The 22,780-nt window shown below is 26.9% G+C and carries 24 protein-coding genes; 1 reads left to right on the forward strand and 23 read right to left on the reverse strand.

Going from position 1 to position 22,780, the window contains the following annotated elements; translation table 11 throughout:
* Window positions 1–85 precede the first annotated feature (85 nt).
* The 4 genes from trmD to rpsP form a co-directional block, all read right to left on the reverse strand.
* A complete protein-coding gene (trmD, locus tag NQ543_RS06225) occupies window positions 86–805 on the reverse strand; it encodes a tRNA (guanosine(37)-N1)-methyltransferase TrmD (RefSeq protein WP_004609719.1) in 720 nt (239 codons plus the stop codon).
* Window positions 795–1,301, reverse strand: a complete 507-nt coding sequence (gene rimM, locus NQ543_RS06230; protein ID WP_117604637.1) for a ribosome maturation factor RimM — start codon at window positions 1,299–1,301, stop codon at window positions 795–797. The genes trmD and rimM overlap by 11 nt, the downstream gene beginning before the upstream one ends.
* A 115-nt stretch (window positions 1,302–1,416) precedes the next feature.
* Window positions 1,417–1,665 carry a KH domain-containing protein gene (locus tag NQ543_RS06235; RefSeq protein WP_004609716.1) on the reverse strand — a complete coding sequence of 83 codons (249 nt, stop codon included), beginning with the start codon at window positions 1,663–1,665 and terminating at the stop codon, window positions 1,417–1,419.
* Window positions 1,666–1,667: 2 nt separating this feature from the next.
* Window positions 1,668–1,940, reverse strand: coding sequence for a 30S ribosomal protein S16 (gene rpsP, locus NQ543_RS06240; protein ID WP_004609715.1), 273 nt, complete (start codon window positions 1,938–1,940; stop codon window positions 1,668–1,670).
* A 487-nt stretch (window positions 1,941–2,427) separates the two neighbouring features.
* Between rpsP and NQ543_RS06245 the strand changes: the two genes are divergently transcribed.
* Window positions 2,428–3,612 carry an IS110 family RNA-guided transposase gene (locus NQ543_RS06245; protein ID WP_039903945.1) on the forward strand — a complete coding sequence of 395 codons (1,185 nt, stop codon included), beginning with the start codon at window positions 2,428–2,430 and terminating at the stop codon, window positions 3,610–3,612.
* Between the two features lie 145 nt (window positions 3,613–3,757).
* Here NQ543_RS06245 and NQ543_RS06250 read toward each other — a convergent pair whose 3' ends face one another.
* From NQ543_RS06250 to NQ543_RS06340, 19 genes are all read right to left on the reverse strand, one after another.
* Window positions 3,758–3,922 (reverse strand): hypothetical protein, encoded by a 165-nt coding sequence (locus tag NQ543_RS06250; protein ID WP_154645958.1) that lies wholly within the window; start codon window positions 3,920–3,922, stop codon window positions 3,758–3,760.
* Between the two features lie 13 nt (window positions 3,923–3,935).
* Window positions 3,936–4,244 carry a PD-(D/E)XK nuclease family transposase gene (locus tag NQ543_RS06255; protein ID WP_004609713.1) on the reverse strand — a complete coding sequence of 103 codons (309 nt, stop codon included), beginning with the start codon at window positions 4,242–4,244 and terminating at the stop codon, window positions 3,936–3,938.
* A gap of 405 nt (window positions 4,245–4,649) precedes the next feature.
* A complete protein-coding gene (locus tag NQ543_RS06260; RefSeq protein ID WP_004609712.1) occupies window positions 4,650–5,489 on the reverse strand; it encodes a DUF368 domain-containing protein in 840 nt (279 codons plus the stop codon).
* Window positions 5,490–5,567: 78 nt separating this feature from the next.
* On the reverse strand, window positions 5,568–5,837 hold the full coding sequence (locus tag NQ543_RS06265; RefSeq protein WP_004609711.1) for a hypothetical protein: 270 nt from the start codon (window positions 5,835–5,837) through the stop codon (window positions 5,568–5,570).
* Between the two features lie 46 nt (window positions 5,838–5,883).
* Window positions 5,884–7,716: an ATP-binding cassette domain-containing protein gene (locus tag NQ543_RS06270; protein WP_004609710.1), complete on the reverse strand. Its 1,833-nt coding sequence runs from the start codon at window positions 7,714–7,716 to the stop codon at window positions 5,884–5,886.
* A 254-nt stretch (window positions 7,717–7,970) separates the two neighbouring features.
* The gene (locus tag NQ543_RS06275) at window positions 7,971–9,776 is read right to left on the reverse strand and encodes an ABC transporter ATP-binding protein (protein ID WP_004609709.1); all 1,806 of its coding nucleotides are present in this window, start codon (window positions 9,774–9,776) and stop codon (window positions 7,971–7,973) included.
* Between the two features lies 1 nt (window position 9,777).
* Entirely contained in the window at window positions 9,778–11,919 is a 2,142-nt protein-coding gene (locus tag NQ543_RS06280) for an ATP-binding cassette domain-containing protein (RefSeq protein WP_039904109.1), read from the reverse strand.
* 348 nt (window positions 11,920–12,267) lie between these two features.
* Entirely contained in the window at window positions 12,268–12,558 is a 291-nt protein-coding gene (locus tag NQ543_RS06285; RefSeq protein WP_154645957.1) for a hypothetical protein, read from the reverse strand.
* 512 nt (window positions 12,559–13,070) lie between these two features.
* Entirely contained in the window at window positions 13,071–13,730 is a 660-nt protein-coding gene (locus tag NQ543_RS06290) for a LytR/AlgR family response regulator transcription factor (protein WP_004609706.1), read from the reverse strand.
* Window positions 13,731–13,908: 178 nt separating this feature from the next.
* On the reverse strand, window positions 13,909–14,553 hold the full coding sequence (locus NQ543_RS06295; RefSeq protein ID WP_004609705.1) for a putative bacteriocin export ABC transporter: 645 nt from the start codon (window positions 14,551–14,553) through the stop codon (window positions 13,909–13,911).
* A gap of 1 nt (window position 14,554) precedes the next feature.
* Complete coding sequence (locus tag NQ543_RS06300) at window positions 14,555–15,163, reverse strand: DUF1430 domain-containing protein (RefSeq protein WP_004609704.1); 609 nt, start codon at window positions 15,161–15,163, stop codon at window positions 14,555–14,557.
* Entirely contained in the window at window positions 15,156–15,455 is a 300-nt protein-coding gene (locus NQ543_RS06305; protein ID WP_004609703.1) for a hypothetical protein, read from the reverse strand. Before NQ543_RS06305 ends, NQ543_RS06300 begins: the two co-directional genes overlap by 8 nt.
* Window positions 15,456–15,466: 11 nt before the next feature.
* Entirely contained in the window at window positions 15,467–15,850 is a 384-nt protein-coding gene (locus NQ543_RS06310; RefSeq protein ID WP_154645956.1) for a hypothetical protein, read from the reverse strand.
* A gap of 81 nt (window positions 15,851–15,931) precedes the next feature.
* On the reverse strand, window positions 15,932–16,582 hold the full coding sequence (locus NQ543_RS06315) for a hypothetical protein (protein ID WP_004609701.1): 651 nt from the start codon (window positions 16,580–16,582) through the stop codon (window positions 15,932–15,934).
* 227 nt (window positions 16,583–16,809) lie between these two features.
* Entirely contained in the window at window positions 16,810–17,076 is a 267-nt protein-coding gene (locus tag NQ543_RS06320; RefSeq protein WP_004609700.1) for a hypothetical protein, read from the reverse strand.
* 39 nt (window positions 17,077–17,115) lie between these two features.
* Window positions 17,116–17,667 (reverse strand): hypothetical protein, encoded by a 552-nt coding sequence (locus tag NQ543_RS06325; RefSeq protein ID WP_004609699.1) that lies wholly within the window; start codon window positions 17,665–17,667, stop codon window positions 17,116–17,118.
* A 284-nt stretch (window positions 17,668–17,951) separates the two neighbouring features.
* Window positions 17,952–19,805, reverse strand: coding sequence for an ABC transporter ATP-binding protein (locus NQ543_RS06330; RefSeq protein ID WP_004609698.1), 1,854 nt, complete (start codon window positions 19,803–19,805; stop codon window positions 17,952–17,954).
* Window positions 19,798–22,026, reverse strand: coding sequence for an ABC transporter ATP-binding protein (locus NQ543_RS06335; RefSeq protein ID WP_004609697.1), 2,229 nt, complete (start codon window positions 22,024–22,026; stop codon window positions 19,798–19,800). Before NQ543_RS06335 ends, NQ543_RS06330 begins: the two co-directional genes overlap by 8 nt.
* Window positions 22,020–22,478: a MarR family winged helix-turn-helix transcriptional regulator gene (locus tag NQ543_RS06340; protein ID WP_004609696.1), complete on the reverse strand. Its 459-nt coding sequence runs from the start codon at window positions 22,476–22,478 to the stop codon at window positions 22,020–22,022. The genes NQ543_RS06335 and NQ543_RS06340 overlap by 7 nt, the downstream gene beginning before the upstream one ends.
* Between the last annotated feature and the right edge of the window lie 302 nt (window positions 22,479–22,780).

A 22,780-nucleotide genomic window follows, 5' to 3' on the forward strand; every position in this document is an offset into this window, starting at 1 on the left:
TTTGTCTTGGATGTTCATTCGATTAACCAGCGGAACACCTGCAGTCTTACGACTTCGATATTATACATCATTTAAACAACAATTGTCAATCTTCTTCTTCAATTTTTTTCATCATTTCTAAGCTTTCATTATCAAATTCATATTTTTCTAATAAATCAGGTCTTTTTAAATACGTTCTTTTTAACGATTGATATTTACGCCACTTACGAATATTTTCGTGATGTCCACTAAGCAAAACATCAGGTACACTCTTTCCTTCATAACATTGTGGTCTAGTATACTGTGGATATTCTAAAAGTCCTTGACTAAATGAATCATCTTGATGACTGTCTTCTTTAATTGCCCCATCAAGTAGCCTAATTATCGCATCACTTACAACCATACTACTTAACTCACCACCGGTTAACACATAGTCACCAATTGATATTTCCATGTCAACATAATCACGAATTCTTTCATCAAACCCTTCATAATGACCACAAATAATAATTAAATGTTTTTTAGTTGATAAAGTGGTTGCTAGAGCATGATTAAAAGTTAATCCTTGCGGTGACATCAAAATAACCAAACTATCATCATCAACAAGAGTTTTTAAACATTCAATAATCGGCTCACATCTAAGCACCATCCCTTGTCCGCCACCATACGGATAATCATCAACATGTTTATGCTTATCATTAGAAAACTCTCTAAAATCATACAACTTAACATCAACAAGATTTTTTTCTATTGCTCTTTTAATAATAGACGTATTTAAAAAACCTTCAAACATTTCTGGAAATAATGTTAAAATATCAATCTTCATCAATTAATCCCTTAATCAATTCAACTTCAATAACTTCATTATTTAAATCTACATCTTTAATGAAAGCATCAACATATGGAATTGCGACATTTTTTCCATTATAATCAATATTTAAAATATCATGACGTCCATTATTATAAATTGTTTTTACTTTTCCTATTATTTTATCATCACACTTTACCATCAACCCAATTAAATCATCATAAAAATATTCATCTTCACCTAATAAGGTATTATCCTTTAAACCGTAAATAAATGAACCAACATATTTTTCTACTAAATTAATATTTTGATGATCCTTGAAGGCTACTAAATAATTATTTTTATGAAATCTAGAGGAAATAATTTCTAATTCAATATCATTTCCATGATAACGAATATATAAAGAATTACCCTTTTTAAATCTTTCATTACTAAAATCACTATTCGATCTAATTTTCAACTCACCTTTTAAAGCATGAGTACCCACAATCTTACCTACTTTAACCTTATCCATCATTTCACTATGAAAATCTATAAATTTTCATTTAGCTCCTTTCAACTTATTCACAACATATTCACTTACCAAATATTTCACTTAAAAAAATAGATGTGCAAACCACATCTATTTTCTATTCATACGATTCAAACTTAATATCTAATTTTTTACTAGTCATTCGACCAGCTACTGACATCAATTGTCTAATTGAATTGGCCATTACTCCTTTACGTCCAATCAATCTAGCGATATCATTTTGAGCGCAAAACACATGCAATACTACAACATTTTCTTCTAACGAAGGCATTTCACGTACTTCTAAGTGTTCTTTGTCTTCGACTAATTCAATTGCGATATCTTTAAGAATCTTTGCGTAATCCATAATTATTTACCTGATTTTGAATCAGCAAATTTTTTCATAATTCCTTGCTTAGATAATAAGTTTTTAACTGTATCAGATGGTTGAGCTCCGTTATTTAACCATTTTAATACTTCTTCTTCTTTAATAGTTACTTGAGCAGGATTAGTGCAAGGATTATATGTTCCTAACATTTCAATAAAACGCCCATCTCTTGGTGCTCTTGAATCTGCTGCTACTATTCTATAGAAAGGAGCTTTTTTAGCACCCATTCTAATTAATCTTAATTTTACTGCCATTTATATATCCTCCTAATTAATTTACTCGTCTACTTTAACATACCAAACATTAGGTGTCAAGCTTTTTTGCTTGACACCTCTAATTTTTAAATAAATTCCTGTTTATCTTGTTCATTCGCCCAACGATTTAAGCTCCTTTTATATGCCATGTCTCTTAACTGCTCATCCTGATTGAATCAGTCTATCTTTCCTGGTATATTGTAATTGACTCATTTAATAGTCATCTACAGTATACCTTCTCCTTTCTATCAACCTTGTTTATCCGTGGTTGATGACGTTTAAGTTATTCTGTAAAATATTGAATATGTGAATGTAGATTTGTATTTTTTTCCTTGTGGCTTGACTACTTTAGAAAGGATCTTACCACACCTTATTCCTAAACAATGATGAGTTAGATGAGTCTTGAATTCCTATTTTGCACCAGGTTTTGTGGTCTAAGTGTTGTGGATACCATTTCACATAATCTATTAGGAAAGGATGTTTTATCATGAAGTTAGTTGGAATCGATATTGGAAAAAACAGACACTTCTTTTGCATCATGGATAAAGATACAGGTGAACTTATTATTTCGCCTACTTCTTTTGCCAACAATAAAGAAGGATTTGATTTTCTTGTTCAAAAACTTAAACCTTATTCTAAATCTTCTGTCTTGATTGGTATGGAAGATACCGGACATTATCATTTTGCTTTGTTAAAGTATCTCTTAGATCAAAGTTTTACTGTTGCCTTGATCAATCCCAAAACGACCGATTTCACGCGCAAGCTCCAAGGTGGTATCACGAAAAATGACAAACTTGATACGCTGACTATTTGCGACGTCTTAGATACCCCCAAACGTAAGAAACAGTATCGTATTACAAAGGTTGACAGTTTCGACCTTTATGAACAAAAACAGCTGACTAGACATCATCATAATTTAAAAAAGGAAATAAACGTCTATACAAATCGTTTACAAAAATGCATTGATGTTGTGTTTCCCGAGTTTAATAGTCTATTCAAGTGCAAGTATGGTACTGTCTACATGAATGTACTTAAAACATTTGGCAGTGCTGAAAATATCGCCAGTGCTGATATCAGAACCATTCGTAAATGTTTTGACATCAAAGGCAGAGGTGGTCGTATCTCTCTGACCGCTGAAAAACTTAAAGAGTGTGCCAAATCTTCTATAGGCATTTCTTCATCTGCAGAAGTGATTCAAATCAAGCATCTCATTAGTCAAATTGAACTTATTCATGATCAAATCGCTGAAATAGATAAAAAAATAGAAGAGTTCTCTGTTCAAAACAACTCTCCTATCCTAAGTATCCCAGGAATTTCTCATTTCTCTGGTACCTCTATTTTAGCCGAATTAGGAGAGATAAGCAACTACTCCAGCGCAAGAAAAATCATTAAATTTGCAGGAGTCGCTCCTTTGCATTATGAATCCAGTCAGTTTACTGCACAGCATACCGCTATTACAAAGAAAGGATCTAAATACTTGAGAAAGACCTTATATCAAATCATACTGCCTGTGATCAACAATAATCCAGTATTCAAACAGTATTATCAATTGAAGCTTTCTCAAGGCAAGGGACATCGTTGTGCTCAGGGACATTGTGTAAGAAAGTTGCTTAGAATCATTTATCATCTATTAACTACAGGTCAGCAGTTTGACCCTGAACTCCTGAGATAGTAAATAGCCATATGCAAATTTTAAAAATACCTTTTTCAAGGTAGTTTTCATCATGCCCAAAAACTACAAATACATATTCACTTTTTAAAGAACTTTACTAGTTGATTCATAAAATCAGGAAGTTTATTATTTTCAGACTTTTTCATCAAAAACTCTTGATTTTTATATAGTTAGCTTTCATGATCTCTACCATCTTATTTCCTTCTTCATTTCTGCTTTCATAGCAATCATATAGTTTTAAGTTAGCTTTATCGATATCATCGATAAAGATTATCTGATATACATGATTGATATTTTTTTTGATAATCATCTCCTTCTTTTTCCTATCTTGATAACAATGATGCACCATATATTTGATACTGTTTTTTAGAAAACATTTCAATATTAACATAATCACCAGTATTGGTTTGTACTCTAATATCTAAAAGCATATCTTTATCTTCAATATTTTCAACGACAAGATCAAGATTTAAGATCGTAATTGATTTACGGCTGATATTTAAAATACCTTCTATAAAGAGCTTAAGTAAATAAAAGGAATCAGAATCTTGATTATTACCAAGAGAATGTTTGAACATGAAATTATTTTTAAAATCATAGATTTTATCTACTCGTTTAACTAATTTGATCACCTCATTATCTTATACTTTTTTAGTGATCATTTTTCTTTTTTTATTTATGCTTTAATTAATTTTATTGATAACTGTTTATATAAAAATAAATTTCAAATTATGATTTTTAATAAAAATATAATTATTCATCTAATAACTTAAACCTTTATCAATTGACACAATTAAAAAATTGATATAGTTTTTAACTTATTCACATTATTCACAATATATTCACTTATGTTAAAAAATATAAAAATCACATATAAGCTTGGTATCTTAATTTTTACTATTCATTCACACGATACTAACATCAATTACTTATTAATGATTCGATCACTATCTTTAGTCTATTTAGCCTTCATTCTAATCAACTTTGGCATATTAAATATAAATGCCAAGCATTTCTGCTTGACACTTCAAAACGTTTTACTGTATTTTAGATAATCCAAAAACAATTATACCTCCAAAAGCAAACGCTACTAAAGAAGTTATAATTAAATTAAAATCATAAACAACATCAAAAGGAATCAATACTAATGACGATGCAACGATCAAACCTAATATTAAGCTTAAAAAACCAGCCTTATGTGTTTTAGTAAAATAAGAACATAACTTAGCACTAATAACAATTCCTATTGCAATTCCAATAGCCATAAATCCTAATGGTAAAATAACCTCTAAACTAAAACTAGTAACATTTGCTAAATATGACTTAAATAAATAATACTCGCCCAAAATAAGTAATACCATACTACCACTAACTCCAGGCATAATCATCGTAGCCCCGGATACAGCTCCAATAATTACCATTTTAATAAATAAAGCTGCACTTAATGGAGGAAAATCAGGGTTTACAACTGTTTTCCCTTCACCAGGATTTAAAAATTCTAAAACAAAAATAATAGCCAAACCACAAATAAAAGGTATTATCGCCAATTTTTGTCCGCTCATTTCACCTTTTAAAAATAGCGGTATACTAAAAGCAATTAAGCCAATAAACCAATATATCGTTTGAGTTGGACAATATTCAAACAAAACTTCTAAAATTTTAGCAAAACCAATTATCCCCACAGCTGCTCCAATTAAAACTTGTACAATAAAAATAATATCATCTTTTCGATTTGGATTTTCACGTTTAAACACACCACTAATTGCATCCATCATCCGATTAAAAATACCAAGGATTACCATCATTGTACCCCCACTTACACCAGGAATAACATTTGCAATCCCAATTGCAATACCACCTATTATATTTCTTAACATACTAGCCTCCTTATCAATAATTAATTATTATAGTAAAATTGTTTTCATATAACAAGGATTATTTGTAAAAAAACACCCTTAACAGTAATCATCTTCATCAGATTCATCTTCTAAATAATTGATAATATCTTGACATTGATAAAATAGCCACACAATTAAATAAGCAATCACAACAACAAATATCAAAGCAATCACAAAGAACATAAAATGCTTCCATGAAAACATTGTAAAATCGCTAAATTTGATATATAAATCAGGAAAAAGAGAACGAATTAGTGATATGTTTAAATCTGTTCTATCACCAATAATCAATGGAAGTGAGCCAATCACATATATGACCACTGCCATACATAAAATAATCAATCCCTGATACAACCCATGAATGATAAAAATTTTATTTTTTTTGATAATTACAATAACTATTTAATCTAAACATCATATATGTTGATTTATATCTTTTTAAATAAAATATCTCTACAAGTAGCGTAGCTAAAATAAACATGCCAATACAAATAAACATCATCTTAGCTATAACATCTTTCATTAAATTATTATCATTTTTTAACCCTAAAGTATTTTGATACTCATTATAAACAAATACTAAATCAGATATCTCACTTATTTCCTTTTGAACTTTTTCAACATGCTTTTCATCATCAATAAAAATAGCTTTTGCATATGGTTTTAAATCTATAATTGTCGTATATTTTTCATATAACTTATAGTCTAAATTAATTTCTCCATCATGATATCTTTTAACTTGTTCATCAATCATTTTAGTCATGATTTTATTTGAAAGATAAATTTCATTACTTACTTGTGAATCCATTTCAATAATCCCTGCTACTTTTACTGTTAGTGGTACTTTTTCACCAATGCACGCCACTTGATGATATGCTCTTCCTTTAGTACCATCATCAAACCCCAATATTTGCTTATCAATTGATTTAGCCATCGCATATGGCACATTTATTTCTAATTCTAAAGTATCACCTACTTTAATATTATAATTATATGCCATATTACTATTTACATAAATACCTTTATCTAGCCTAAGTTTTTCTTCAGGAAAAAATGGAATAATTGAAAATGAATAATCTTCATCACAATCTAATTTACGTCTTGCAATTTCTTGATCAGCTCTTACTACTTTAACTGACATATCTTGACTAAACCCCGAAGCCGATAACATCGAATAATTAAAAGTATAATAATCATAAATTTTTTTAATATTTTCGATACCTTCCATCTGTTCAGTAATTTTAGTATCTAAGGGCTCTTGATGATAAATATAATGCAATCCATAACCAATTTGTAATCCATCATTAATTTGATGAAAAAAACTACTTTCATTACTGATTGCTAAAAGTTTAATTGGCGTTAAGTAATTTGTTGCATAACGATTATCAAAATTATTATTTACAAAATTAAAAATCGATGCACTTGCAAATAATATTGACATCACGATAAAGCTTATTAATATTCGTCTTAGATTATATTTTTTATTTGACCGAAATAAAATTTCAAATATTCTAAATACATCAATTTTGCTTTGTTTAAAACTTTCATCTTGTACTGTTAAATTAGATTCACTTTCTTTTTCTAATGTCAATTTGGAATTTTCTAAACGATAAACACGATCACTGTTTCTTACAATTCTTTCACCGTTGCTTGCCAAGATTACAATTTTACCTTGATTAGCATACTCTTTAAGTAGATTTAAAATTAACTCATCATTATGATTAGTAAACATCATTTTATCATCTATCAAAATAATCTTAGTATTTTTAGCTAATCCACAAGCTAGAATAGCTCTTTGTAATTCAGCATCAGATAAATCACTTGGCATAGCTTCTTTTTTATTAATCAAATTTAATTTTATTAATAAATCATCAACGGTTTCATCACTGTTTACTTGCTGTAAATAAAACTCGATATTTTTTTCAATACTAATAGTATCAATTAATAAACTGTTTTTCGTAATAAAAGTAATATACTTATTTCTAAAATCCATTTGTTGCTTTTTATCATATGCTAATAATTTACCATTATAATAATATTTACATTTATTCGATACTAACATTGCCAGTATATACAATAAAGTATTTTTGCCACTACCACTTTTATCAATAATTGATGTGATTTGATTAGAATATGCAATAAAACACCCATCTATAATAGCTTCTTTTTCATCACATAAAACATTAATGTCTTTTAATTCAATCATTTTTACCCCTCATAACAATATTTTTCCCTAATTAATTTTCATTCAAGAATTTATAATTCACCTTTCAACAAAGCAACCAGCTTTTCTTTTCATAATATGTAATATACACTAATTCAATTAGTAATTCTAGTAAAAGATCACTTTCAATAAATAAGAGATTTTTATGATTAATAAATCTAAAAGTGAGACATTTGATGATAAGAAATCAAATAACTCACTTTTTATATAACTAAATATTTTAACTTCTAAAAAATTTAATTATCTCTTAAAATTTTAGCAATATCTTTAGTAAAAATTTGTTTCGATGAAATAATTAACGGAATAATTTGGCTTATTAATAAACATAAGATTGATTGTAATAAAATCAACGATAAATTACTAAGTACTAGTGATGATTTAAAATAAGATACTGCTATTATATATCCCATGACACAGCCAACAATTGTAGCCAAAATAACAAATCTATTTTCGTAATAATATAATTTATAAAATGTTTTTTCTGTAATCCCATTTATTCTCAAATTAGTAATCTCTTTTATTCTACTTTTATTTTCCATTATTTGAATGATATAGACAATTACAATAATCCCTATAATTGTTACAATACGCAATAAGTTAATCAACTGTTCAATATTTTGTAAATTATCTAATTGTTCTTTATATTTAGTTCCATTAGACAAAACAGTTACTTCAGGTAACCAATTAGTAATTTTAGTCATCGTATTTTCAATATTATCTACGTTATCACATCTAACTACCAGTGAAGCACTATTAGTGATATTTTGTTGTAAAAGTAATTTATCAATGAGTTTATCTGGTAAAAAAATCACTTCATTATCAATATTTTCACTTATTAAATAATCTTTAACTATATAATCATCTATTATCGTTTTAAATTCATATATTTGATTTTCAACTGATAACATCATTGATAATGACATTTTTTTTGTTGTTTTATTTGCTAAAGATGATGGAATGGCTATTTTATCTAAATCTTTTTTAGGAATAACAGTTATGTTTTTTGCATCTTTACCAAAACTCAATGCACCTTCTAATTGCCAATAATAATCGACATCAATAACATGTTCTATTTCCTTCAACATATTTATTTGCTCTATACTAAAAACATTAGCTTTACCATCATATAACACATTTAGTAAATTTTCATCTGAGTTTACAACAATTATTTCATCACTAGCATACTGATCATATAATTGCTTGATTTCATTTATATACATTGTTAAAATAGCCGGTCCGATGCATATTACAATAATCATGATCGTATAAATTAATTTCATTAACAATTTTGTTATTTTATAATTATTCTTATTATAAATTTTATAAAAATCATTACTGATCTTAGTATCATTTTTCAACATAGATACATTTTCTTTAATTAGTGATTGTGTTTTTAAAACAAGACGACAATTTTCAATTTCATATAAAACATCACAATTATTTTTCACATATCTATCATGACTAGCAATAACAATCATCTTATGATAATTTTTTGCAATAATTTGAAGATACGCCATCAGTTTTATTGTATTATCTTTATCCAATGAAGAAGTAGGTTCATCTAAAATAATTAATTTTGCATCTTTTATAAGAGCTAAAACCAAAGCAAAACGTTGTCTTTGACCTCTGGATAATTCATCAATTTTTTGATCCAATAAACCATCAAGATTCATTTTATGCATATATTCATCAACTTTAGCCCAATCATCTTTCTTATTTATAAGTGCAAACATACATTTAATATTATCTCGAAGAGTTAAATTCTCGCTGATAAGTTCTAAATCTTGTAAAATATAACCAATCTGATTTTTTCTAATCATTGCAATCTTTTCATCACTTAAATTATCAATTCGCTGATCATCCCAATGATAAATAGTATTAGAGTAATTAGATAACAGTGAAATTACATATAATAATGTTGTTTTCCCACAGCCACTTTTTCCACTGATTACATAAATATAACCTTCGTTAATATTTAATTGTTCATTTTTAAGCAGCACTTTATCTTGAATCTGTAAATGAATATTTTTTATCTCAATCATTCTATTTACCTCTTAACCATTTAATAGTATCTATTCGATTATAAAATACTTTCATCCCTAAATGGCTAACTATAAGAACCAACCCTAAAATACAAGTAAAGAAGATAAAATGTTGCCATGAAAATACTGCATAACCTGTAAAAGTATTATAAAAATCCGGAAAACTTGAACGTACCAATAAAATATTTTCTTTAGTTTTCAAAGCAATAATCAAGGGAATCGATCCAATTATATATACAATCATTGCTGTACATAAAATAATTAATCCTTGATATAACCCATGAATGATAAAAATTTTATTTTTCTTTTTTTCACTATATCCAATCAACTTTAACATCATATATGTTGATTTATATTTTTTTAGATAAAATATTTCTATAATAATTACACCTATCACTATTATTAATATACATACAATAGCTAATTTAATTGTATCATTTTTTATTTGCTCACTATTATTTTCTAATTCTAAAATACTTTGATATTCATTATATGCAAATACTGCATCAGATATTTCATTAATATCATTTTGTACTTTTAAAACATTTTCTTTTTTATCAACAAAAATAGCTTTTGCATATGGTTTTAAATCCATTATTGATGAATAACCTTCAAAAATATTATAATTAATTTCTATTTCATTTTTTTGATATTTTTCAACTTGTTCATTAATCATATTTTCCATAATACTATGATGAAGATAAACTTCATTATCAAGTTGTGAATTTGAATCAATAATACCAATTACTTTACCTTTATATGGTACCCTATTACCAAGACAAGATACTGGATTATATGCTTTTGCTTCAATGTTATCATCAAGGGTTAAAGTTTCTTGATTATTTAATTCTAACATTGCATAAGGAACATTAATTTCTAATTCTAAAATATCTCCTACTTCAATATTGTAATAATATGCCATATTGCTATTTACATAAATGCCACTATCATTTGAAACAAATTCGTCTTCTGGAAAAAACGGAATAATTGAAAAAGGATAATCTTTATCAACACTTATTGTATTTTCATTACTTCGTTTTAAAATTTCTTTGTTATCTCTAAATACTTTTATTGTCATATTTTCAAAAATACCGTTACCTGACGACATTGAATAATTGAATGTATAATAATCATAGCTTTTTTTAATATGATCCAGATTATTTAATTGATTAATAATAGATGTATCTAATGGCTCTTGATTTTCAATAAAATGGATACTACATCCTAGCTGTCCGTCAATTTGATGAAAAAAGCCACTTTCATCACTAACTGCAAGAAGTTTATTAATTGATAAATTATTTGTAGAATAATTTTCATTATTAAGTTTTTCATTAGATGTTACAAAAATTGATGCACTTAAAAATATAAACGACATAACTACTACACTAATCAAAAGTCTTCGTAAATTATTTTTTTTATTCGAATAAAATAAATTTTTAAATATTCTAAAACAACTAGTATTATTTCGATTATCAACTTCACTATTTGTATTTGAATTTATCGATGTTTCTTTTTCTAAAATCAATTCCAAATGTTCAATACGATAAATACGATCACTATTTTCAATAATATTATCTTCATGACTTACTAAAATAACAATTTTTCCCTGATTAGCACACTTTCTAAGTATCTTAGTAACTATTTTTTTATTTTCATCATCAAGAGCTGAAGTTATTTCATCACCTAAAATAATTTTACTATCTTTAGCTATTGCACAAGCCAAAGCAACTCTTTGACGCTCACCACCGGATAAATTATTTGGCATTGCATGTTTTTTATCTTGTAAATTTATTTCTTTTAATAAATCATCAACAGTATAATTACTTTTTGACATCTGTAAATAAAGTTTGATATTTTCTTCGACACTAATTGTATCAATCAAAATACTATCTTGACTAATAAATGATATTTCTTTATTTCTAAAATTACTTTTATCTTTTTCGTTAAATTCTAATAATTTACCATTATAATAATATTTACAACTTTTTGATGTTAACATTGCAATCAAATACAATAATGAACTCTTACCTGTACCACTTTCTCCGATGATTGAAGTTATCTGATAAGGATATGCTTTAAAATGACCATTTTTAATACACTCTTTTTTTCCAAAAGATATATTAATATTCTTTAACTCTATCATATTATCTCCCTCCATTTGCTTTTTTATCATATATAAATATATATAAACAATAATTTAAATTAAAAAATTATACATTTTTTATTGATTAGACACCTTAAATTTAAACAATTTTAACTCAACAAATTAAACCGTTATTTTATAAATAATAAACTATCTTAAAAATTCTTATTTATTTAATATATATTTATATACAAAATCCATTCAAACATTTATAAAATTGATATCAAAAACAATGAATATAAAATCTATTGTTATAATTAACCCTAAGATATTCTTCTTATATAAAAAATCAATAAAATTCAATAGTTTAATATTATATTTAAAATAGGGAGCTAGCCCCCTATTTAGCTAAATACTTAAATGGACAGTTCCTCGATAAAGTCCTTGATATCTAAAATTAACATCTACATTAGCAGAAAATTGATTAGGTCTTTGAATCGTCTCAAAATCAACTACAACTTGACCTTTTACCGTTTTACTTGTTTTAACATTGCTTAATCTATCGGTACTGGTATCCCTTTGACCACTTAATGTTACAATAGCATAATTTGCTTGATTATATGCATAAGAATCTGTGTCTTGTACAGTAATATAAGCGGCAGTAAGTATATTCATCGATACAAATAAACATGCTATCATTAAACTACAACTAAATAATAATTTTTTCATAATAAACATGAGGTATAATCATACCTTTCTCCTTCCCTAAAATATTTTAAAATTACAAAATATAGCATTAAGCAAATAAATGTTTTATAAAAATTTCATGCATTATATGTAATAAAACTTTAATCGGTAAAAATAACAACATACTAACATAATGGATATTTTATATCATAAAATTATTCTTATTTGTATCATCTCCTTTTAAAAATATTTTAATTATTTCATTATCACATATTCATAAAATTTTTATGACCAGATTTAAAAAATAAATATCATTACTTTTCTATTTTTATTATTAATATCATAGAAAAAGATAAGTTTTCAATTCACTATTTAAAAATCAAATATTTTATTTAGTAATTAAATTTGCCTTTTTAAATAAATCTTATATTATCTTCTACACTTGCATCATAGCATAAAAAAAAAGAGAAATATTATTTTTCTCTTTAAACGGTTAAATATGTAATTAAACGGTCAAATAAACACTATTTAATTTCATAAAAAGCTCTTACTACCTCTTTTCTTTTTCTTCGACTTACATAAAATAAACAATTTACACCCTTTAGATATATTCCTTCATTACAGATTCTGTCAATTCTATTTTTATTAATTACAACACCGCGATCAATCATAATAAAATCATCATTTAAGTTTTCCATAATACTCTTTATTGTTTGATTTTTAACTATCATCTGACTATTTTCATACACTAATGCAATATTTTTATCACCTAAATACATAAAATAAATAATCATATTTTGTTTTATTGATATTTCCTGACCATTTACTTTAAAACTAAGCATAACATCATTTTCTATTAATTTAATCATCTTAGATACATTTTCTATTATTTCTGTTTCTAAATTATCTTTGGTGATATATCCATATATATTAGGCCCATATGCTTGTTTATATCTAGTATCATAGCTTGATATAAAGATAATTTTTTGATCTAAATGTTTTTTTGAATACTCTATTCCATCATAATCAGGCATTTCAATATCTAATAAAATAAAATCATATTCTTGATCTAATAAACTTAATGAATTATATGTATATGTTCTTATGTCATCAAATTTAAGTAATATGTTTTTTATTTTATCACATATTGCTTGTTCATCATCTACTATAGCTACCTTTATCATACATATCTCTCCCACTTATATATGCTAATTATAACACATTTTTACATTTTATGTTGCATATTTACCTTAAAATATAAAAATAGACTCATCATAATAGTGGAATTATGATTAATCTATTCTTTTACATTTATCTGATATTTTTTAAATAAACAAATTTAGTCTAACTCAAATATAATTATTATCTGCTAACATCATTATTTAAATCAATTACATTATCTGCAATTGCTTCAAAGAATGAATCATGACTTACTATAATAATTGTCTTCCCCTGTTCCTGCATATTTTTTAACAGCTTTACTACAATCTCCCTATTTTTTATATCCAGTGATCCTGTCGGTTCATCAGCTAAAATTAACTCACATGGCTTTAATAATAGTCTAGCAATTGCTGCTCTTTGTTGTTCTCCTCCTGAACATTTAAATATTTTTTTATTTTCATAGCCTTCTAGACCTACTTCTTTTAATGCTGCACTGATTTTCTCTTTTTTATTACCTCTTACATTTTCTAATGCTAGTTTTAAATTATTTGCAACTGTTTCATTTTCAATCAGAGCAAAATTTTGAAATAAATATCCTATTTTATTTTTAAGCATCTGCTCTGCTTTCATTGAAAACGGTCGGATATTCTTTTGTCCAAACAAAATCACATCACCGCTTGTTGCTTTATCTAGTAAACCGATGATATTTAAAATTGTTGATTTCCCAGAACCAGATGCTCCCATAATAACATTAAATGTTCCCTCTTCGATTTTAAAACTTAAATTATTTAAAACATTTTTATCTCCATAACTTTTACTGACATTTTCTAATTCTACAATAGTCATATTACTTTTCCCCCTTCAACAGTGAAATCATCTTCTTTCGTTCATAATAACTAATATACAATAATTCAATTACCAGTTCTAAAATCGCAAAAGTACAAATAAACTTAATACTGTCTTTTCTAGTTATATCTAATTTTGTACTGGCTGCAAAGATTACTGCATAACTTAGTACACTGACACTGAATAATTCCCAATATCTTTTTATCTTTGATTTTCCTAGCATGTATTTAACTGCAATCGTCTTTCCATGTTCATTATAAAACATTAAGATTGACTGAATGATTAAAATTAAATATAAAATTACATAAATAATAAATATCAAACCAAAGTCAATCAGCTGTTCTTTAAATGTCATTATATAATGATCATATCGATATTGTGCAGTGATAAATTGATGAATACCGTATGGTTTCAGTTCCTCTAGTAATGTCTTAGGATCATCTGTTTTAAAGAACATGCTTTGAATTTCATTGTCAATGAATGAAAAAGTTCTTTGAATATAAAGAATTGGATTATCCAGTACATATGGCTGCCATAATTTATAATTATAAAATTTACCGTTATTCTTGATATATATTACCGGTTCATTTCTTTTTTGATACTTAGCCATTTTTAAACTCTTCAGGCACTAAAATAGTATCTTCTTTGATTTTTTCAATATCAATTTTATTGCCAGCTAAATCCCTGATATCATGATCTTTTAAATAAACTGCATTGGTTCTAATCATTGGATAAGGATAAACATCATCTTTTGAAACATCATCATATCTAAGGGTGTCAACATTGTCAAAATATGTCTGAAAATCACAGTATACTGCTTTATCTATATATTCATAAAATATCTCTTTGCTTTTTTCAGGATTGAAATCTATTGAATATAAATTACCTACCTCATCCTTCATTGCTCTTACATTTAGGTAATTAAATACGGTTTACCGTAATTATAGGCATTGACAAACGGTACCAGTAAAACAACCGTAATAATTACTTTTATAATCGCCTGAATATAATAAAGCTTACTGAGCTGATTGTGACTGTTTAAATATTTTACATGTCCAACTAAGCGAATAAATAAACAGCTGATTATTCCAATTCCAAGTAATATTATTAAAAAATAGCCATCAAACTTTATTATATCTCCTAAAACCTTCCATTTAGTTACACTTTCCTGTTTAACTAGGATAAAAAATGATAATACATTAATTAATGCAAACTCACCAAACAGCAATGCAAATAGTTTTCCAAATTCATTGATAAATATTTTTATTGTCGATGTCCCCATCATTCGTCTGATCATATAATTGCGATTCTGTTTTAAGATCATACTGATAATAATTACTGCAAAAACGATTACATTAAACTGTAATAATTTTTTACCTTAAGCTATTATTCCTTCGCTCTCGTTAAGAATTGTAATTTCATTAATGCTTCCAGTATGATTAGATACAGAAATACTTTCATCATAGTCATAAAGAAATTCAATAAACTTATTAAAAACTTTTTCTTTACAGACTATATTAATATAAAGATCATTATCCTTGCATTCTTCAATTTTATTAAACGTTTTAAAATTAAATATCTGTAAATACTGGTCAAAAAAATGATTGTCTAAAATCATAATTCGTCCATTGCTTTGATCATCAGCAGCACTGCTGTAATAAGCATCTGTATCTAAACGCGAGAAATCAATTTCATCTTTGATATTAATATCAAAAGCTTCCATGACATCATCCCGACTTGAAAAAATATAGCGATTCAAAATCGTATACATCAGCTGATCATCATTTTTCTCATCACGATATACATATGTAATTTCCTCATTACCGGCAAACTCTATCAAAGCATTATAAATAGTTTCAAAATTATTACCGCTAATACTTAATGAATAATTTGTTTCATTAAAGTAATCAGCAATAGTATAATCAGCCAAATAAAGATTCGTTCCCTGAATAATATTAACTTCTCTAACTGACAGATAGACCATTAAAAATGAAAAAAGTCCCACGATAATAACTAATAATTTTTTCATCCTATCCCTCCTAAAGCTATAAAATACTTATCACTTGATAAGTATTTTATATTTAATCTAATAATTTTCATATCTGTTATAATTATGTTCATGATCTGATTATAATAGTAATGATTTGAATTCCATGTACATTCATCATAACGTTTATCGAAGCTACCACCACAACTTACTTTTTCATCACAATATCATTAAACCTAATATCTCCATATTTCTTTTGAATAAACAATTTAAATTAATCCAAACAACCGAATCATTCCATATATTAAACATCCAATTAGAATTATCGCTATCAATAAATATAAAAGTTTTTTGTTTTTAGATGCGTCATCTTTTAAAAAGTTTAAAAGTGCTAATTTTTCTACAAAAAAGAATGCACTAAAACAAAGAAATACAATTTCATTCCTTTCCATAAAAAATAATGGCATTATTACTATATAAATAAAAGTTATAACTGTAAATACTTTATCAAATTTAAAAAAATATTCTTTTTTCATAACTATCTTTCCTTTAAACTTGTTTTATAATTATTGATATTACCAAATATTTTCAATTTCATCTTGCCATTGTTGCTTGTATTCTTCATAAAATATATCAGTACCTTTAACACTCATATTGCCATTTACATTATAAGTAATTACAAAATCAACAAGTTTATTATCTTGATAATTTAAACAAACAAAATAATCATCTTTATATACAAATTTTACAAGATCAACTATTTCTATTAAATTAAATTCCTTTGATAATTCTTCTTTATTCATTTTTAATAAATCATAATCATCAATTTTTAATGTTTTAATATTATCATTAATTGTTAAACCGATTGCCATTACTGAATTATTTTTTACATTTTGTTCCATTGTATAAAGATTTATCCCTGGTTTTTGATTATATAAATTTACATTATCTTTATTATCCATTCTTGTATAACCAGCATTAATGATATTTTGATGTGTTGATGTTTTTAGCTCTGTTTTAAGATCATTTATTTGAACAATCACTTCATCATCTTTTTTTGGAAAAATAAATAGTGTTAGAACTATAGCTATTACTACAACGATTAAACCAGCTATTATCTTTTTCATAGTATCAAATCCTTTCAATAATTATTAAATTTATATCAGTGTATAGCAAATCACTACTTGGATATTTAATATTTTTGTTATCTAACTCATCGCTCTATTTAAACATTACACAAACAACAAAATTTCTATATAACTTAAAAAGTTTATACTTTTCTATTTATATTATATTAAATAAAAACAAATAATCGTCTATTTTATCTTCAAACGGTCAAACATTTACTTAAACGGTAAATTTCTTAATTAATTAAAAAAGGACCTAAGATATTATCTTAAGTCCGCATATATTAGTTATCAAGTCCTTCAAACTGTGAACGATATAACGATGCATAGAAACCATCTTTTTCAAGTAATGACTCATGATTACCAAGTTCAACAATATCGCCATCTTTCATAACAATAATTGTATCAGCATCTCGAATTGTTGATAAACGATGAGCAATAACAAAACTTGTTCTTCCTTCCATCAATCTTTCCATTCCTTTTTGAATCAAAACTTCTGTTCTTGTGTCTACTGATGAAGTAGCTTCATCAAGGATCAAAATTTTTGGATCCTTTAAAAATGCTCTTGCAATCGTTAATAACTGTTTTTGTCCTTGTGAAATATTTGATGATTCTTCATTAATAACTGTATCATAACCATCTTCTAAAGTTTGAACAAAGTGATCAACATAAGCCACTTTACAAGCTTCTTGAACTTCTTGATCACTGGCATCTAATTTACTATACATTAAATTTTCTTTAATCGTACCATTAAATAACCAAGTATCTTGTAAAACCATTCCAAATAATGAACGTAAATCTTTACGAGCAAAATCTCGAATATCTTTACCATCAATAAAGATAGTTCCTCCATTTAACTCATAAAATCTCATTAATAATTTAACAATTGTTGTCTTGCCTGCTCCTGTAGGTCCTACAATTGCAACAGTTTGTCCAGAATGAACATGCAAACTAAAATCATTAATAATTGTTTGATCTTCTAAATAACCAAAATTAACATCAGCAAAGGTTACAGAACCTTTGATCTTTTCAAGTTCGTCTTTTGTAATCTTAGGAGTTTCTTTTTCTAACTCTTCTTCATCTAAAAACTCAAAAACACGTTCTGCAGCTGCTGCTGTACTTTGTAACATATTCATTGTTTGAGCTAATTGACTAATTGGTTGATTAAATTGTCTTACATATTGGATAAATGCTTGAATATCACCAATCGAAATATTTCCACCACCGGCTAAGACACCACCTAACAAACAAACGGCAACATAACCAACATTACCAACAAAATTAGTAATTGGCTGCATTAAGCCAGAGAAAAATTGCGATTTCCAGGCACTTTCATATAAACTATCATTATATTCATCAAACTGTTTTACTGAAGCTTCTTCACCATTAAATGCTTTAACAACGTTATGTCCACCATACATTTCTTCAATATGGCCATTGACATCACCTAATGCTTGTTGCTGTTTAGCAAAATATTTTTGTGAACGTTTCATTACAATGCTAATTAATAACATTGAAACAGGTAAGACACACACTGCAATAATTGTCATTTGTGGCGAAATACTTAACATCATGATAAAAATTCCTACCACCGTAACACTCGAAGTAATTACCTGTGACATACTTTGATTCAATGATTGAGCAATTGTATCAATATCATTAGTTACCCTACTCAATATATCCCCACTAGTATGTCGATCAAAATAACTGAGTGGCATACGATCCATTTTTTTAGAAATTGATGTTCTTAAATCATAAGCTACGCGTTGTGAGATAGTAGAAGTAATAAATCCTTGAATATAACTAAATAAAGCACTCACTAAATATAATCCTACTAAAATCCAAATTATATATCCAATATATTCAAAATCAATACCACCAGTACCACTGACTTTAGCCATAATTCCTTCACTCAACTTATCAGTTGCTTTAGCTAAAATCTTTGGTCCAACAATTGAAAATACTGTTGAAGCAGCTGCAAAAATAATTACTATAACTAATTTAAAATAATAAGGTTTTAAATATCTGAATAACTTAGCAATCGTTCCTTTAAAATCCTTAGCTTTTTCACCGCCACCACGCATACCATGCATGCCAGGGTTGAATTTAGGGCCGTTTCTTCTTTGATTATTACTCATGTCCTAATTCCTCCTTTGATAACTGTGAATATGCGATTTCTTGATATACTTTACAGTTTTTCATCAATTCATCATGCGTTCCTTTACCTACAATCTTTCCTTCATCTAAAACAATAATTTGATTAGCTGACATAATTGATGCGATTCGTTGTCCTACAATTAAAACTGTACTTCTTGTCTTTTCAATCATTTTATTCAATTCATTTCTTAACTTAGCATCTGTTTTAAAATCAAGTGCAGAAAAACTATCATCAAAAATAAATATTTCTGGTTTTTTAGCAATAGCTCGAGCGATTGCTAAACGTTGTTTTTGACCTCCAGAAACATTTGTACCACCCTGAGAAATTGGATCATCTAAACGTTTTTCTTTTTGATCAATAAATTCTTTTGCTTGAGCAATTTTAATAACTTCTTCCAATTCTTCATCAGCTGCATCAGGTGCTCCATAAGTTAAATTAGATTTAATTGTTCCTGAAAATAATAAACCTTTTTGAGGAATCAAACCAATTTTATCTCTTAAATCATGTTGATTAACATTTCTAATATCAACCCCATCAACTTCAATTTTACCATCAGTCACTTCATAAAAACGGGGAATTAAATTAATTAATGTACTTTTACCAGATCCAGTTGAGCCAATAAATGCAGTTGTTTCACCAGGTTTAGCGGTAAAGCTAATATTTTCTAATACTGCTTCATTAGCTCCTGGATACTTAAATGTAACATTTTTAAATTCAACTAATCCTTTTTTATTTTCATCAAATGATTCAGGATTTTTTGGATCACTGATTTTTACTTCCATTGATAATACTTCATAAATACGATTAGCTGCTACACTAGCACGGGGTAACATAATTGCAATCATTGCAATCATTAAAAATGACATAATAATTTGCATTGCATATTGCATAAATGCCATCATTTGTCCAATTGCAATATTACCTAAATCAATTTGTTTAGCTCCATAATATACAATCAATAAACTAACAATATTGAAAATAAACATCATGATTGGCATCATTGATACCATTGTACGATTAACAAATAAATTAACTTTAGTTAAATCACTATTAGCTTTATCAAATCTTTGTTCACTATGTTCCTCATTTCCAAAAGCTCGAATAACTAACATCCCTGATAAATTTTCTCTCATTGTTAAATTCAATTTATCAATCAATGATTGCACAATTTTAAATTTAGGCATTACAATTATAAATGTTACAATAATAACCATAAAAATAATAATTAAAACTAATCCAATGATCCAAGTCATAGATGGTGTATTATTAAAAGCTTTAATTAATGCCCCAATTCCCATCATTGGTGCAAAACATACAATCCTAATAAACATAATTACAACCATCTGAACTTGCGTAATATCGTTAGTAGTACGAGTAATTAATGATGCAGTTGAAAATTTATTAAATTCTTCATTAGAAAAACTTTCAACTTTTTTAAACACATCACTACGTAATAATCTTGAAACACCTGAACCAACTTTACTAGCTAAAAAGCCACATCCAATGGCACAAGCAGTTCCAATAAGCGCAATTCCTAACATTTTAATACCAGTTTGTAAAATATAACTGTTTTGTACTTGATCAACATCACAACCAAGTTTTTCATATTCAGCTTTTACACCATTTCCAGCTGCAATTTTTAATGTTGATTCACCCATTGTTTCCATTTGTTGATCAATTTTTTCAAACATTTTATCTTTTTGATCTTGAGGCATCATGCCAATAGCATCATATGGGCTCATCCCTGCAGGTAAACTACCAAATTGTTCTTGATATTCTTTAGAATTTGGATCCATGCTATCAATTGATGTAATCAATAACATTGGTTTAATTAATATATCTTCTAATTGATCCATTTCTTCATCATCGAGTTCTTTTAATTCATAAAGGTTTTTTCCTTTAGCTTTACTAAATTTATCCAATAAATCCTGATCAATATCTTTTGAAGTCACTAATTGATAAGAATCCTCTAAAATTGTTTGATCATCTTCATTTAATAAAACTAATAAATGATTAAAAGTTTCTTCACTTAATACATCACTTACAGCACTATCAAAACCACCTGCTTGAATACCGACTGATACAATATCTGACATATAATCAGGCAAAGCCAACTCTGATTGTGATTGCATAAATAATAAACCAACACAAAGTAAAATCGGTGCCCAAAACTTTTTAAAATAATGTTTTAATTTCAGCATTGTCTTTCTCCTTTATATTCTTCAATATTCAATTTAATAATATTTATTACATCATTTAATTGACTAATTTGTTCTTTACTAACACCTTTAAACAAATTAAGTATTTTTTCTTGTAATATTTCCATTCCTTCATTAATAAAGGTATCACCCATATCAGTAATATTTAAGATATAATTTCGTTTATCATGAATGTCTTGCTTTTTAGTAAGATATCCCATTTTTTCAAGACGCTGTAACCTAACTGATAAAGTTGCTTTAGTTACATTGAGTTTTTTAGCTAACGCATTTTGATTAATATTTTGATGTTTTTTTACAATCATCAATAATCTAATCTGACTAGCAGAAAGATCAAATTGTTTAGTTTTTTCGTTTAATAAATAATGCATATTTTTATGCAAATCTTGAAAATTTTCAATTAACTTTTTTACATCATCATATTTAACATCCGACATTTTATACCTCCTGGTATATTATAAATGACTCATTTAGTTGGTCATCTACAGTATACTTTTTCTATCAACCTTATTGATCCGTGGTTGATTACGGTTAGCTTTACTTGTAAAATATTGAAGTATGTGAATGTGGATTTGTATCGCTCCTTGTGGCTTGACTACTTTAGAAAGGATCTTACCACACCTTATTTCTAAACAATGATTAGTTAGATGAGTCTTGAATTCCTATTTTGAACCAGGTTTTGTGATCTAAGTGTTGTGGATGCCATTTCACATGATTGAATTGAAAGGATGTTTTCATT

This window comes from Thomasclavelia spiroformis DSM 1552 (assembly GCF_025149465.1).
Lineage (GTDB): Bacteria > Bacillota_I > Bacilli_A > Erysipelotrichales > Coprobacillaceae > Thomasclavelia > Thomasclavelia spiroformis.